The organism is Rhizobium sp. ZW T2_16, from assembly GCF_044987325.1.
Taxonomy (GTDB): domain Bacteria; phylum Pseudomonadota; class Alphaproteobacteria; order Rhizobiales; family Rhizobiaceae; genus Neorhizobium; species Neorhizobium cellulosilyticum.
This window is the reverse complement of sequence record NZ_JBJDRG010000010.1, coordinates 119017-133809: the sequence shown is the minus strand read 5'-3', so window position 1 is coordinate 133809 and position 14793 is coordinate 119017. Positions and strand designations below refer to the sequence as shown.

16 protein-coding genes are annotated in these 14793 nt (G+C 57.6%); 12 read left to right on the top strand and 4 right to left on the bottom strand.

Going from position 1 to position 14793, the window contains the following annotated elements:
• Positions 1 to 2 precede the first annotated feature (2 nt).
• On the bottom strand, positions 3 to 287 hold the full coding sequence (locus ACI3K0_RS21350) for a transposase (protein WP_286194914.1): 285 nt from the start codon (positions 285 to 287) through the stop codon (positions 3 to 5).
• Between the two features lie 380 nt (positions 288 to 667).
• Between ACI3K0_RS21350 and ACI3K0_RS21345 the strand changes: the two genes are divergently transcribed.
• The 6 genes from ACI3K0_RS21345 to ACI3K0_RS21320 all read left to right on the top strand — a co-directional run bounded on the left by ACI3K0_RS21345 (position 668) and on the right by ACI3K0_RS21320 (position 6568).
• The gene (locus ACI3K0_RS21345) at positions 668 to 790 is read left to right on the top strand and encodes a hypothetical protein (RefSeq protein ID WP_286194912.1); all 123 of its coding nucleotides are present in this window, start codon (positions 668 to 670) and stop codon (positions 788 to 790) included.
• Positions 791 to 979: 189 nt separating this feature from the next.
• Positions 980 to 2287 (top strand): HlyD family secretion protein, encoded by a 1308-nt coding sequence (locus ACI3K0_RS21340; RefSeq protein WP_183688277.1) that lies wholly within the window; start codon positions 980 to 982, stop codon positions 2285 to 2287.
• The gene (locus ACI3K0_RS21335) at positions 2284 to 4419 is read left to right on the top strand and encodes a peptidase domain-containing ABC transporter (RefSeq protein WP_404946205.1); all 2136 of its coding nucleotides are present in this window, start codon (positions 2284 to 2286) and stop codon (positions 4417 to 4419) included. Before ACI3K0_RS21340 ends, ACI3K0_RS21335 begins: the two co-directional genes overlap by 4 nt.
• A gap of 147 nt (positions 4420 to 4566) precedes the next feature.
• On the top strand, positions 4567 to 4764 hold the full coding sequence (locus ACI3K0_RS21330; protein WP_148144970.1) for a hypothetical protein: 198 nt from the start codon (positions 4567 to 4569) through the stop codon (positions 4762 to 4764).
• 102 nt (positions 4765 to 4866) lie between these two features.
• Complete coding sequence (locus tag ACI3K0_RS21325) at positions 4867 to 5769, top strand: hypothetical protein (RefSeq protein ID WP_148144969.1); 903 nt, start codon at positions 4867 to 4869, stop codon at positions 5767 to 5769.
• A gap of 178 nt (positions 5770 to 5947) precedes the next feature.
• The gene (locus ACI3K0_RS21320; RefSeq protein ID WP_210298164.1) at positions 5948 to 6568 is read left to right on the top strand and encodes a response regulator transcription factor; all 621 of its coding nucleotides are present in this window, start codon (positions 5948 to 5950) and stop codon (positions 6566 to 6568) included.
• An 18-nt stretch (positions 6569 to 6586) separates the two neighbouring features.
• On the opposite strand, the gene ACI3K0_RS21315 is transcribed toward ACI3K0_RS21320, so the two are convergent.
• Both ACI3K0_RS21315 and ACI3K0_RS21310 read right to left on the bottom strand, forming a co-directional pair.
• The gene (locus ACI3K0_RS21315; RefSeq protein WP_286194908.1) at positions 6587 to 8212 is read right to left on the bottom strand and encodes a hybrid sensor histidine kinase/response regulator; all 1626 of its coding nucleotides are present in this window, start codon (positions 8210 to 8212) and stop codon (positions 6587 to 6589) included.
• Positions 8213 to 8479: 267 nt separating this feature from the next.
• On the bottom strand, positions 8480 to 8728 hold the full coding sequence (locus tag ACI3K0_RS21310) for a hypothetical protein (RefSeq protein WP_206827363.1): 249 nt from the start codon (positions 8726 to 8728) through the stop codon (positions 8480 to 8482).
• Between the two features lie 702 nt (positions 8729 to 9430).
• Here ACI3K0_RS21310 and ACI3K0_RS21305 point away from each other — a divergent pair.
• Complete coding sequence (locus ACI3K0_RS21305) at positions 9431 to 9790, top strand: response regulator (RefSeq protein WP_404946224.1); 360 nt, start codon at positions 9431 to 9433, stop codon at positions 9788 to 9790.
• 146 nt (positions 9791 to 9936) lie between these two features.
• Positions 9937 to 10560, top strand: coding sequence for a plasmid pRiA4b ORF-3 family protein (locus ACI3K0_RS21300; protein ID WP_404946204.1), 624 nt, complete (start codon positions 9937 to 9939; stop codon positions 10558 to 10560).
• A gap of 339 nt (positions 10561 to 10899) precedes the next feature.
• Here ACI3K0_RS21300 and ACI3K0_RS21295 read toward each other — a convergent pair whose 3' ends face one another.
• Positions 10900 to 11568 carry a GntR family transcriptional regulator gene (locus ACI3K0_RS21295; RefSeq protein ID WP_148144965.1) on the bottom strand — a complete coding sequence of 223 codons (669 nt, stop codon included), beginning with the start codon at positions 11566 to 11568 and terminating at the stop codon, positions 10900 to 10902.
• Positions 11569 to 11808: 240 nt separating this feature from the next.
• Between ACI3K0_RS21295 and ACI3K0_RS21290 the strand changes: the two genes are divergently transcribed.
• From ACI3K0_RS21290 to ACI3K0_RS21275, 4 genes are read left to right on the top strand one after another with little or no spacing between them, the layout of a single operon-like run.
• On the top strand, positions 11809 to 12288 hold the full coding sequence (locus ACI3K0_RS21290) for an ureidoglycolate lyase (RefSeq protein WP_206827361.1): 480 nt from the start codon (positions 11809 to 11811) through the stop codon (positions 12286 to 12288).
• Positions 12288 to 13202, top strand: a complete 915-nt coding sequence (locus ACI3K0_RS21285) for a polysaccharide deacetylase family protein (protein WP_404946203.1) — start codon at positions 12288 to 12290, stop codon at positions 13200 to 13202. Before ACI3K0_RS21290 ends, ACI3K0_RS21285 begins: the two co-directional genes overlap by 1 nt.
• Before the next feature lie 24 nt (positions 13203 to 13226).
• Positions 13227 to 14069 carry a substrate-binding periplasmic protein gene (locus ACI3K0_RS21280; RefSeq protein ID WP_404946202.1) on the top strand — a complete coding sequence of 281 codons (843 nt, stop codon included), beginning with the start codon at positions 13227 to 13229 and terminating at the stop codon, positions 14067 to 14069.
• Between the two features lie 55 nt (positions 14070 to 14124).
• Positions 14125 to 14790 carry an amino acid ABC transporter permease gene (locus tag ACI3K0_RS21275; protein ID WP_404946201.1) on the top strand — a complete coding sequence of 222 codons (666 nt, stop codon included), beginning with the start codon at positions 14125 to 14127 and terminating at the stop codon, positions 14788 to 14790.
• The last annotated feature ends 3 nt before the right edge of the window (positions 14791 to 14793 follow it).

Genomic DNA, 14793 nt, shown 5'->3' with positions numbered 1-14793 from the left:
GCTTAGGTTATGTTGACAAAGTATGGCAGCCATATCTTCGCCGCGGCGATCGCCAGGAATGCGGCGAACCCTTGCTCAGCCCAACGGCGGAACCGGACATAGACCGAGTTCCACTTTCCATATCGCTCATGCATATCACGCCAAGGGCACCCCACCCGAAGTACGTGCAGCATGCCGTTCATGAACTGGCGGTTACCATGCGAAGGACGAGATTTTCGCCCCCGCTCCGCGGGAAGAAGCGGCTCCACGATCCGCAATTCTGCATCGGTAAGATCACCACGTGCCATCACTGTCTCCTGAAAGACAGCCTTGAACTCAGACCTAAGCTGATTTGAGAAGGCACTTTGTCAACATGACCTAGGCGCGGAAAGCCGCAAACCGATCCCAGAGGTCCTCGAGTAAATTGCAATGAAAACATAGCACTAACTCGCAACGCCGATTTTCCAACGCGATCGTTGCCGTAACCGAAATCCACAATGCCGATTGCAGGCGACCCGCACCATAGACCATTCGCACTAATTGATCTTGTCCTGCAGGCACTCAAATATCGGCGTCTCGTCAATCGACCGCTGACGGATGAGGAGTGCGGAGCCGCGCCGACTAGCCGGACCGATCGACAAGACCAGAACGTCTATGAAGATCACGTTGAAAAACACTGGAGCAAGCCATGCAGAAAAGCACCGAAATAAGGAAATTGTGCGAAGCGGAAATCAAGGACGTGTCCGGCGGCGTTCATCTCGGTGGGCTCGTCGACCGGCTTGCCCAATACCTCTGGAGCCGAAGCCTGTAATTCGGGGTGACGAGTCCTCTTGAACGAAAACGCGTCGGTTGCCAACCATGATCTTGGGTCGGAGCTTGGCACGCCCGAACGCGCCTTCGACGCCGTCATCACGATCAGGCAGTGCGGAGATTTTCTAGGTTTCACCAGCGATCCCGCATCAGCCCTCCAATGCAAAAACATTAGACATGGTAGGCAATGATGAGTGAAGCCGCCCGCAAGCATGCGGAACCACAGGACGCCAAAGCCTCTCCCCCTCCACCGCACAACAACCTGTTTCGACAGGAAGCGTTGGCCAGCCAGAACGCCCGGCTGGAGGGTGAGGTGATCCTCACTCAGCCATTGGCGTCACGCGTACTCGGCTATGCGGGCATGGCGATCGTCGTAGCGGGCTTGCTTTTCCTTTCGACCGCAACCTATGCCAGGATGGAAAGTGTATCCGGCTGGGTCGTACCTGAGGGCGGCATTATCAGGATTGGCGCACGGCAAGGTGGTATCGTCGAGCGTATCAACGTCGTTGAGGGAGACGAGGTACAGGTAAATCAAACGCTTGCGCAGGTGCGTATATCCTCTGATTTCAACAGCGGTAATGCCGGCACGCTTCTGGAGAACCAACTGCGGACGGAAGCAGAGGCGGCAGCGGCTCAGGCCGCGGCAACAAAGGGGCAGTTGCAGGCCGAACGAGAGCAGGTCAGCTTGCGCAAAATCGCTCTTTTGCGCGAACTCGATGAAACCCGATCCGGCCTGACCGTGCTGGAAGAGAAGGCAGACCTTCTCAAACTGAACGTCGCACGCGCCACCCAATTAGCCGCACAAGGTGCCTTTACCCAGAAAGGCCTTGAGGACGCTCGAATGGGAGAGCTGGTGGCGCGCCAGGATGTCTCCCAGGCAAAAGCGTCGATCCTCAACTATGAACGGCAGATCAGTGATCTTGACGCGCGCCACCGCACCCTGCCGCTGGAAATCGACGCAGCGCAGGCACAGGCGCGTGTGTCGCAAGCGGCGCTGGCCCAACGCCAGACCGAAGCGGCGGTCCGCCATAACTATATCGTCGGCGCAACGGTTTCCGGCCGCGTCGTGGCGCTGCCCGTCAGTCAGGGCCAGGATGTTGCGGCAGGAACTATGATCGCAGCTATCACGCCCGCCGGTAGCAAGCTCGAGGCGGAGCTTTTCGTTCCTTCGCGCGCGGCCGGTTTTATCAAGCCGGGCCAGGACGTTCGGCTGATGTATCAGGCGTTTCCGTATCAGAAATTTGGCAGCGCCGAAGGCACGGTTGTGCAGGTATCGCGCACGGTGCTTGGCCCCGACGAAATTTCCGTACCTGGCCTGCAGCTGAATGAACCGGTTTTCCGGGTGAAGGTGAGGCTCGATCGTGAACTCGTCAGCGCCTATGGGCAGGACATGCCCGTTCAACCTGGCATGCTGCTTTCAGCCGATGTGATCATCGATCGCCGCACGCTACTGGAGTGGCTGCTCGATCCTCTTTATGCAGTGGGGCGGATGGGATGAGCTTGCAGGAACTCAATTTTTCACGCAGCCGCAGGCTCCCTGTCGTGCTTGCCAGTGAGGGGGCGGAGTGCGGGCTTGCGTGTCTGACCATGGTTGGCAGCTATCACGGTCACAATATCGACCTCAACGGACTACGGCAGCGGTTTCCGCTTTCGATGAGTGGTGCAAACTTGCGCGGCCTAATGCAGATGGCGAGCAAGCTGTCGCTTGCGCCGCGCGCACTTCGTGTCGGCCTAGACGCCCTGTCGAAGGTAAGCCTGCCCGCCATCCTGCATTGGGATTTCAACCATTTCGTAGTTTTGAAATCTGTCTCGGGTAAGAAGGCGGTCATCCACGATCCGGCACTGGGCATGCGCGAACTGCCGCTGCAGGAGTTTTCCCGGCATTTCACCGGGGTGGTGCTGGAACTGGCACCGGCTCCGGTTTTTGAGAAGATCGAAGCGACGGAAACGCTGCAGCTGACCGATCTCTGGTCACGGCTTACCGGCATCTGGCCGGCGATTTTTCAGATTATGGGTTTGTCCCTTGCCTTCCAGATCGCGTCATTCGGCATTCCATTCCAGATTCAGTTGGTGGTTGACGAGGCGATTGGACGTGCGGATAGAGACCTTCTGGCGGTGCTGGCGCTGGGTTTTGGCGCCTTATTCATCGTCCATGCTGGGCTGGAGGCCGTGAGGGCCTGGGTGGTCAGGATTCTCGGATCTATGATGCTGTTCCAGATCGTTGGCAATCTTGTTCGTCATCTCCTGCGACTGCCATCTTCATTCTTCGAAAAACGGCATGTTGGCGACATCATATCGCGGATCGAATCGACCAGTGCCATTCAGGATGCCGTAACGCGCGGCATGGCGGTGGCGCTGATCGACGGTCTGATGGCGCTTGTGGCGGCCTTCATCCTGTTCCTCTATTCGCCACTTCTGGCATTCGTCGTCTGCCTCTCGCTGCTCATGGTTCTAGCTGCGTCCTTTGCCTTTTATCCTGTCATGCGCTCCCGCACGCAGGAGCAATTAATTGCCTCGGCGAAGGAACAGTCACAGCTGATGGAGACGGTACGGGCAGCCACCACGATCAAGATCATGGGTGGAGAATCCGAACGGGAGAGCAACTGGCGCAATCGCTACGCCTCGGTCATAAACGCGTCGATTTCGCTCGGCAGATACGAGATCACGCTGAAGCTGGTTCACAGCATCATCATCGGGTTACAGACTGTTATTGTGATCTATCTCGGCGCGCGATCCATCCTCAATGCCGACGGCCTGTCGATTGGCATGCTGATGGCTTTCCTGTCCTTTCGCCAGACGTTCAGCGACCGAACGATGTCGCTGGTGGCCGAGATTATCCAGTTCCGGCTTCTCAAAGTGCATCTCGATCGCATCGCCGATATCGCGATGGCACAAGGTGCCATCCAGTCGAGTGCCGGCGCCGTCACCCACGAGGCTCGTGGCGCAATCGAGCTAAGCGACATTTCGTTTCGCTACGGCACCTCCGATCCGCTTGTGTTGGAAGACGTCAATCTGAAGATCGAGACGGGGGATTATGTGGCAATCACCGGCCAGTCGGGTGGAGGCAAGAGCACTCTGTTCAAGCTCATCCTAGGCCTGCATGAAGCGGAGACAGGTGAAATCCTTCTCGACGGGCGCAGGGCGACACCGGAATTGTGGCAGGCATGGCGCAGCCACATCGGCGTGGTAGCGCAGGACGACCGCCTCCTTTCCGGATCAATCGCCGACAACATCGCCTTCTTCGATCCCAATCTGGACATGGAGCGCGTTGTCATGGCCGCAGCGGCGGCCCGTGTTCACGACGACATTGTAAAAATGCCGATGCAGTACCTCTCTCTGATAGGAGATATGGGAGCGGCACTTTCCGGTGGTCAACGCCAGAGACTACTTCTGGCGCGGGCGCTCTATCGGCAACCGAAGCTATTGCTGCTTGATGAAGGGACAGCAAATCTTGACGAGCAAACGGAGGAAGAAATCGCCATGCTGGTTGCGTCGCTTCCGATCACCCGCATCGTCATCGCCCATCGTCCGGCCCTGATACGCAATGCTTCAAGAGTTTTTCGGGTACAGAACGGTCGGGTGCACGACGTACCTTTGTCGCCCAACGGATTGTCGCCAGTCACGTCATGAGGCGGCTTCGTGGGATGACGTCCCCCTTTCACGATGGCCTATAGCACATTCGCGCGAGTTGATGCCGCCCTGCCCGGCAGCCATGTTCGCAACCGGGAGAGGCACCGAAGTCTGTCCCCGCAATGTTTCAGGTAATAGGAGGCCTAGATGGAGAATGACAAGCGCGAGCACCGGGTGCTGAACGAAGAGGAAACCAATGCCGTTGCCGGCGCCGGCTTCGATCGCATAACGACTCTTGCAATCGGTGAAGAAGATGGCGGCGGCCGGGCAACGACCCTTGCTGTCGGTGAGGAAGACGGCGGCGTAATCCACTTCCCGGTGCTGGAAGCAAAGCTGCACGGTTGATTGTAGACTTGTTGCTATCCATCGGGTCGGTCCGGTTTGCCCGGACCGACCTTCCCGATCAGACAGGTTGCGGCTGAAAGGCCAAGCGAAGGCAGAACGATCATGATTTTAGTTTGCGGCGGCCAGAACGACCCCAATCTGCGGGTTCTCATTCACCGATTGAAAGCGCGGGACCTACCGTTTCGCACTTTGCTGGTCGGTCCGGATACGCCTCCACGGGTTCGGCTCGATATCCAAAACGATACATTCGAGCTTGAGGGCGAAACCTTGCGCCCAACGGCCTATTTCATTCGCCAGGACGTCTTTCTCTACGAGACCGCGGACTTCGCCTATGCCCATGCACAGGCTCATAACTGGTATTATACACTTCGGGGATGGGCCGAGAGCCGCACTGATGCCAAGTTGTGCAACCGCCGCACCGGACTGCGGGAGAACAACAAGATCCATAACCTGATCGAAGCGGCAAAAATCGGCCTCGTCATTCCCCGGACAATCGCGACGAACGCTTTCGAGGAATTTGCCGGCCGAGCCGAAGCGCTAATCCAGAAGCCGGTTGCGGGTGGAGACTATACTACGCTTCTGAGCGTATTGACCGGCCAGAAAGGCGGCCCGCGCTTTGTGCAACCTCGCCTCAACCGCCCCGAAATCCGTATCTACCGTATAGGGGCACGACTTCTGGCGTTTGAACTGCAATCGCCGGAACTCGACTACCGACAGACGCGCGATGTCGAAATCCGGCCGGTCGCCGTCCCGGATGCGGTCGGCGACAAGCTGCTTGCGCTTTGCGACCGGCTCGAGCTTGATTTCGCGGCGGCCGACTTCATGGTCGCTGATCATGGGAAATTGAATTTCCTCGAAGTCAACTCACAGCCGATGTTTGCCGCTTTCGATCGCATCGCCGATGGCGCAGTTTCCGATGCAATCATCGACCACCTTCTCGACACCGGCGAACAGGTCTGCGTGGATTGCGACAAGGATCGTCAACGCATCCTTGCTTTGGTCTAGAAACGCGCCGTACCGGCGAGATTCAGCTATTGAAATTTACCGTGCCCAGCCCATTTCGACCCCTCCGGAAGTCATGCTTACTCAGGAAACGTCGACGGGCAAAATCCGGCGCTCTACCGGCATCCAATCCGCTTACATCGTCTGGTTTAGAGCAGGTGCGGCAGAGGAGAACTTAGCCTTGCGAGAAGACACAATCATTGTCGCAGACGATCACCCAGTGTTCCGAGACGGTCTAACGACGCTGCTGACGCGAATGATGCCGAACGCCGAGATTACCGCAACGGACACGTTCGATGACGCTCTCACGTTGGCCCGCTCGCGGCAGGAGCCGCCGTCAATGTTCATACTGGACCTGTTCTTCACCAGGCGCAGCATCAAGGATGACTTGCCTGCCCTCAGGCGTGAATTCGCAAGTTCGTCGATTGTCGTCGTCTCGATGGCAGACGACAGGCTCACCATCGATGACGTTCTTGCCTGCGGGGTCAACGGCTTCATCAACAAGGCCGTTCATCCCGAGGTTCTGACGGAAGCTCTGACGGCGATCCGCGAAGGCGATGTCATCACGAGAGTTCCGGAGGCGGATACGATCACCACCCCGCTTTTGACGGACAGGCAGTCCGATGTGCTTCGCTATATTGCCGAAGGCAAGAGCAACAAGGAGATCGCCATCGTGCTCGGCATATCGCCATTCACGGTGCGGATTCATGTATCCGCCCTGTTCAGGGCGCTCGGCGTCACAACCAGGGCCGCTGCTGTCTCGCAAGCCGTCAACGATGGCCTGCTACCCATGCGCGCCTGATTTCCAAGTACCGGACGTTCAGCTGCGGTCCGACGCGTCCATCGCGGCCGCCATGATGACGGACCTCAGCTCGGCCGGGCGTACCGGTTTTGACAAGATCGGGATCGTCTCGTCGCCAGTGTCTTCGCGTACACGAGCCGCATCATGCCCGCTCATCACGACAGCCGGCACATCCCAATCTGCCAATCGGCGGACCTCCGCAATGCAGTCCGAACCGGTGACATTGCCGCCGAGATCGAAATCAGTGATGAGAAGATCGCAAAAGATCGAGCGTACGGGGATCGCCTGCATGGCCTCTACCTCGCAGCCCCACCGGCGCAAAAGGCTTGCCGTCGCGTTTAACACCGCCTCATCATCCTCGACCAACAGGATCTGCAGCCCTTCGACGCTGGCGGTCGGGCGCGCCGGCGGACGCCCGACGGATGGTGTGGGAGCTGCCGCGACGGGAATGCCCGACAGGCTCACCATCGTTCCGCGCCCACGGTGAGAGGTAAGATGGACCTCCAAGGACAGAAGCTTGGCAAGCCGCGACACAATGGAGAGCCCCAGCCCGACGCCCTCGATGTCACGGTCACCGCGTTCGCGGACCTGGTAAAATTCGTCGAAGACCCTGGCCTGGTGGCTATCTTCAATCCCCGGCCCTTGATCAACGACGGATAAAGCCAGCGTCACGCCCTGACGCCGACAGCCGATAAGGATCGTTTTACCGGGGGCGTATTTGATTGCGTTGTTGACGATGTTCTGCAGCATCGTCGTCAACAAGGCGCGGTCGCTGATGACACGCTGGCCGCATTTTACGATCCGGATCTGACAGCCATTTCGCAACCCGTTTTCCGAGTTCTGCCGAACGACATCCTCCACAATATCGGCAATCGCGATGTTTTCGAACTTCGGCACAACACGTCCGCTGTCGAGCGTCGAGACATCCAGCAACGATTTGAACAGGCGGGAGACGCCCTGGAGCGAGCGGTCGATGTTATCGACCATCTCCAGTTCCTTTCGAGCAAGCCCCGCATCACGCAGACACGCCGTGAACAAGCTGATCGCGTGTATCGGTTGCCTGAGATCGTGGCTTGCCTGGGCAAGGAATTTCGATTTGGAAAGGCTGAGTTCCTTTTCCGCAATATAGGCCGTCTGCAGACGGCTCAGGAGAATGCCTACATAGATCGGCAGCATCAATGTCGTCACGATCATCGTAATGCCGAGATAGACATTTTTCTGCCAGTAGTCGCTAAAGCTCATGGTGACGAGAAGTGACCCCACCAGAATAGCGGTTGCTCCCCAGAGCGCTTCACGTCCGTAGCGAAGCCCATGGCCGACGACAGTGCAAAGCGCAAATGCGTAGATCGGCATAAACGGGGCGCCCCCGAGCGCCATGGCAATTGTCATAGCCGAATAATCGTGGAGCATCGCGATCCAATGTCGCCAACCCTGGCCATAGCTGGACTTCACCACCCAGAGAAGGAAAAGAAGCGAGGTCATTAGGGTTGCTATGCCGAGATAGATCAGCCTCCCATCTTCCGGATCAGCAAGCCCCGTGCCGACGAGAATGGCGCCGTAAGTCGTCATGCAGACGATCGAGGTGACCCGTAGAACGGCGTGGGCCAGATCGGTATTGATGTCGTTTTTCAGATTGATTGCCAATTTGCCCCCCAGATTTGCCCTTGTGACTGTCTCACCGAAAAATGTTTCCAGCCATTAGTACTGGTGTTCTATCGGTGATCACATTGAGGTGAGCCATTGGCGACCCGTTTTGGCGGCATCCTCACGGAGCGGCGGCGAAATGTGTGCTGGAGTGTTGGCGACAGGTCCGCCATAGGCCGGGTAGGTGCCGCAGAGGCTCTCACATATAGACCTGTGCCGGTAGGTAACGACGGCGGTCTTCGTCCGCCGTCGCTGATTGTCGTCAGATCATTGTGCAGCGTAATACATTGCCATGCCGGAAGAGACGATCGATGCGCCGAGCATTACTCCCATACCGACCGGGGTCAGAGCCGCAGCGCCCAAAGCGCCCATCGCCAGGAATCCGCCGGCGGCCCCAAGCGCTGCTCCATAGCCCGTATCGTTAGAGATACCACCGCTGACGGCCTCGATTTCGCTCGGGTCGAGCTCAAACATCGCCATGTCTTTGTTTGCGTTTTCAACATGTGGATTGTTCATAATTTTTCCTTTCATGTGAACACGGGATCGACGTCAGTCCGAATTTTTCATAACACATTTACGCACACGCATCGCCCCCTAAACGAGGCGACGGAAACGTTCACTTGCCAATGAAAAATCCGCCCCGGACTAGGGTATGGATGCCGACGTGATCCCAATCACAAATTAGGCCAGTTAAGTCGCTGCTACTATTAGGGCACATGTACTAGGTCGGTTCAGTTTTCACCGCTTTGGACCATTCCTTACGATCCAATCTTTCAGCTTTGGACACTCAGCTCTCAAAGTCAGCGACACCGCGAAAAATCTCCACTGTGTCTCCGTGATCCCCGTCAAAATCGAAGCGATTCTGGTTAGAGTGCGTCGGGAAGCCGATTAAAGCCTCCTTTCTGGTTTGGGACTGGAAGAACCTCAGGATGCGCTAGACTAAATGTTCGCCTGGGACCGGGTGACCCGTCTCACAATATGCAGGTATCGAGGGTTGCGAGAGCGATGCCCTCGTAGAGCCTCATGCATAGGAGACGGGCCATGGACGAGACTATCACATCGGCTTGGATGTTCATAAAGAGACGATCGCGGTGTCGCTGGCTGACGGCGGTGGGCGTGGTGACGCGCGCGCGTTTGGCCAAATCGCCAATACACCAACGGCCCTGGCCCGCATGCTGGCCAAGCTTTCGTAGCCAGCGTCAACACCGGATCCTGTTTGTGGAAGATGAGGCACTGATCCGAATGGTCATGGCGGAAAACCTTGCAGACCAGGGTTTTCTGATTGAGGAGGCCGGGTCTGCGACCGAAGCGATGGAGCGCCTCCACGTCCTGGATGGTCAGATCGACGGTGTGGTCCTCGACCTTGGACTTCCCGATCGCCCCTGCGATTTCTTGGCTAGCGAAATTTGCGATCTCAGACCGGATCTGCCGATCGTTGTTGCCTGCGGACATAGCGAAGAGCAGATGCGGTCACGGTTCCCAGATACAGAGCGGATGGCCTTCGTCGGAAAACCCTATGACACTGAAGCTTTGGTTCAGGCGCTGAAGACCTTGTGGGCAGAGGGCAACATCAGCTAGCCAATGCGGCGTATCCGCTTGTTTGAGGCGGCAGCTAGCCTATTGGTCTCGTGGTCAGCTGAGATCAGAGCTTTACAGCTATCGCTTGATAAGTCGCCACGAAGGACCTCTTGACGGGTCACTGTCATACTTGTTCACTCGGCACTATGTGCAAAACTCCGAATGCCGCGCTGATCAGAGTTTCCATCGACGAGATCAATCCGGACGTCTGGCGCCGCTTGATCCTGCCGATCCATTGGAACCTGGAACAGTTGCACCTTGGCATACAGGCCGCGTTCAATTGGTGGAACTATCACCTTTATGAATTTCGCATCGGCGGTCTACGCTATGGCGACGTCGAGATCCTGACCGAAGACGCGACTGACGAGGATCCTCGGGTCTTCGATCAAACAGAGGTTCGGCTGCTGGATTTCGAGGAAGGCGCAGTGTTGCGCTACCACTATGATTTCGGGGACGGCTGGCGGCACACGGTTGCGATCGAAGAGTTTTTGACGCTCGCCACTGCGCCGAAACAGGGCAGCTGTATCGCCGGCGAAAGAGCGCGTCCGCCTGAAGATGTTGGCGGCGTGTCTAGTTACGAGCGGTTCCTCGACATCATCGCCGACCCGGGTGATCCCGAGTTCGAAGAGACCATGCGCTGGTGCGGTGGTCATTTCGATCCGGAATGGTTCGACCTTGCGATGACCGACAAGGATCTCCGGAATGCTCTTCGGTCGAATGCCAAACGACGGCTGTATCAACCGAAGCCCAAAACGGCTCCGAAGAAATGAGTTAGCGAGCGATCGAGCCCTTCGGCAAGAGCCCCATGGATTGAAGCGATCTAGCCGAAGGAATGGCGACCAACTCACAGGATCAAATAGGCTGGCTGCAATTAGCCCGCCGCTATCGACGTCGGAGCCGCTCTCGAAGCCATGAGTTTTCCTGGCGCAGCTTTGCCGCCAGCATCGTCTTTAGAAGACGGTCCTCATATTATATTCAATAAAATCACTTGCGTTCAGGTTTAGAGCAATTGCGGCATCGGCCTCTGCGGCCTGGAGAAAACACTGGCGTTGAAGTGATATCACAACTCAATGCCGCGTATAAATCTGGAAGCAGTTGGGCCGACGTCGCTAAGCAAAATACCAGCGAACAAAACGGTCTTTTACCCCGTCGACATGCGCTTCCATCGCCGCGCGTGCACGAGGAGCATCGCCGGCGGCAATGGCCTCCAGAACGGCTATATGCTCGGCCGCCTGATGTTCAAAACTCTTTTCCATTCGCACGACATGGCACATGCGCGCCCGCTGACGGATGTTTTGGACATACTGTTTCAGCACCGGTCGGCCACTGGCTTCCGCGACAAACTCATGGAACTCGTCGTCGTATTTCCAGAACGGCTCCAGCTCCATTTGGGGATGGGCCACGACTTCCCGGCTCTTTAGAAGAATGGCATCAACACTTGCTGGCACATGGCGCTGTGCCGCCTGTGCGGCGGCCTCGCCTTCCAGCATTCGCCGAATGATGAGGATGTCCATCAGTTCCTCGATTGCCACTTGCTTGATCACGATCGTGCCATTGGACAGGCGTTCAACCAACCCCTCCCCCACAAGGCGATTGATCGCAGCCCGCATCGGCGTCCTCGACGCGTTCAACTGATCCGCCAGAGCGCGCTCGGTAAACACTTCGCCGGGCTTCAGTTCCTGTGCAAGGATGAGGCTGCGGACATACTGGTAGGCCTGTTCCGTTAAGTTGACGGACTTTTTGCCTGCGGTCCTGACGATTTCTGCGGCCTCGGCCATGTGATGTCTCCCAACTGGTAGCGTGTGCGGTCAAGCACTCCACAACTATCCTCGTTACTGCAGGCGCCCGCCGAACTCCAGCCGATTGACCGGCACCGCACCCTTTCGCAACAAATTATGCTGCAACGCAATGAAACTCTTTACATCGGACTTTTTCCCGATAAAAATCCCACGTGTATCCGCTTGGGATACCACAGGTATTCAGACCTGGTAAAGCGCATCGTCAGACGGAGTTCCCTTGTGAAGTTGCATGCCCGCCCACTTTCCGCGGAAGCCTTTTCGGAGTTCGGTGAAGTGATCGCCCATCGGGGCAGTGATCGCCGCCACTACTTCCCGCTCAAAGGCCAGAAAGACCTAGGTCAAGCATTCTGGGTGACAAAGATCGCTGAAGCAATCTCGTTTCCTTTTGAAATTTCACAGATGGAGCGGCATCCCTATTCCGATCAGGCTTTCTTCCCGCTGTCAGGCCAGCGCATGCTGATCGTCGTCTGCCCCACGCTTGCAGATGGTGGGCCGGACCTGTCGGATCTTCGCGCCTTCGTTTCGGAACCCGGTCAGGGCATCCTTTATCGTCGCAATGTCTGGCACGCCGGCATGTCGGTCCTCGATCTTCCTGCGGAATTCGTGGTGACGATGGCGATGGAGCGCTCGGCCGCCGATACGGATATCTTTCTGCCCCTGGAAAAGCCCTTCCACGTCGATTTCAAGGAACTCGTCTGATGCAGGCAAAGCACCCGCAGCGCAATTTCGAGGGCTATGGCCCGACGCCGCCCGATCCTAAATGGCCGGGCGGCGCGAAGCTGGCACTAAATTTCGTCATCAATGTCGAGGAAGGCTCAGAGCCTTCGATCGAGGATGGTGACCCGGCCACCGAATCCGCGCTGACGGAAGGCGCTTCCGGCAGCTTTCCCGGCCGTGATCTGGCGGCGGAATCGATGTTCGAATATGGCAGTCGCGTCGGTTACTGGCGCATTGCCCGCCTGTTCGAAGAGCGCGAGATGCCGGCGACGATCATGGCGTGTGGCCTTGCACTGGAGCGCAACCCGAAAATTGCCGCCCATGTGCGCGACAGCGAACTCTTCGATATCTGTGCCCATGGCTGGCGTTGGGAACATCACCGCGCATTGACGCGCGACGAGGAGCGCGAGCGCATAGCCCGCACCGTCGCGTCGATCAAGCAGACGACGGGGCGTGCACCCGATGGCTGGTATTGCCGCTACGGACCGAGCACCAACACCCGTTTACTGCTTAGCGAAAACGGCAGTTTTCTTTATGACAGCGACGCCTACAATGATGAGCTGCCCTATTGGCTCGACGTTAACAGCAAGAGCCACCTCGTCGTCCCTTACAGCCTGACTAATAACGACGCAAAATTCATGCGCGGCGCAATCGATAGCGGCGAGGCTTTCTTCCGCATGCTGCGCGAAAGCTTCGACATGCTGATCGCAGAAGGTACAACCGCACCGAAGATGATGTCTATCGGCCTGCACCTGCGCATTGCCGGTCATCCCGGTCGCGCCTCGGGCCTCAAGCTGTTTCTCGAATACGTTGCCCGTCACGGCGATGACGTGTGGGTCACTACCCGCTCCGATATCGCCCGCCACTGGCATCGCTACCATCAACCGCAAGCATAGTTCGACAAAAGGGGAACTTAAAAAATGAAGAAAATGCTTCTCTCTACCATCGCCGGCCTCATGGCACTGACAATGGCATCGGCCGCCACCGGCCAGGACGCGAAACCACTTGTCGTCGGTTCCGACTTCGGCGTTGCCCCGTGGATGGTGCGCGGCGCGAACGGCCCCGAAGGCTTCGGCGTCGACCTGATCAACGCCATTGGTGAAAAGATCGGCCGCCCGAAGGTCGAGATCACCGACGTCAACTTCTCGGGTCTGTTTGCGGCACTCTTCGCCAGCCGCATCGACATTACCGTCAACCCGCTCAACATCACCAAGGACCGCAGCGAGAAGATGCTCTTCGCCGAGCCGATCTTCGCAACCGGCAACGGTTTCATCGTCGCCAAGGGCAACAAGATTGCCGGCTTCGAGGATCTGAAGGGCAAGGCGATCGCCGTTAACCGCGGCACGCTGTCGGACACCTGGGCGACCGCCAACGCCGAAAAATACGGCTTTGAAGTCCAGCGTTACGATACATTCCCGGATTCCGTCCAGGCCGTTCTGACGCGCCGCGCCTTCAGCGCACTCAACGAAATCCCGACCACGGTCTATGCCGCGAGCAAAAACCCGATGATCGAAGTCGCCTTCAAGGATTTCGACGGCCGCAAGTTCGGCTATGCTTTCCGCAATGAAGACGTGGCGCTGCGCAATCAGGTAGAAGACGCGATCGAATGCCTGAAGCAGGAAGGCGTGCTCGTTGCCCTTTACGAAAAGTGGTACAACGAGAAGCCGGCTCACGACAGCCCGCTCAGCACGGTCTATCCTGGCTATGGCGCTCCGGGCTTCACCGGCTACGACGCCACGCCGCATGAACTTGCCTGCAAATAAGTCCGGAAACCGAAGCCGCTGATCAATGATCGGCGGCCTCTTTCGGGAGCGCGCGATGCAGAAAATTATCGACAACTATCTCAATTGGGAAATCCTCAAAGAGGCGTTTCCCGAAGTGCTGGCGGGTTTCTGGGTCACGGTCCAGGCGTCGCTGGCCGTCATCGTCATCGGTCTTGTGACCGGTCTTGCACTTGCAGTGCTTCGCTGTTTGCGCAACCGTGTGATCGATGGGGTGATCACCACCTTTATCGAGATCTTCCGGACCCTGCCGCAGCTGGTCGTGCTCATATTCGTCTATTTCGGCCTGCCCTATCTCGGCATCACGCTGTCTCCCTTCCTGGCAACAGTCTTCGGCCTTTCCGCCGTGCTGTCAGCTTTCGCTGCGGAAATATTCTGGGCGTCGATCGTTGCCGTACCGAAAGGACAGTGGGAGGCCGCGACAGCGCTCGCCTTCAAGCCCTGGCGCACACTTGCTTTCATCATCCTGCCGCAGGCCGTCCGGCTTGCGCTGCCGCTCGTGACCAACCGGTCGATAGCGATTACCAAGGGCACCGCACTCGGCGTCGCCGTCTCGATGCAGGAAACCCTCGGCAGCGCCCAGAGCATCATGTCGATCAAGGCCAATCCCTCGCCGCTGACGCTCGCCGCCTTTTTCTATCTTCTGTTCTTCATCCCGCTGGTGGCCTTCAGCCGCTATGTGGAACGTCGATTTTCGCATTGAGGA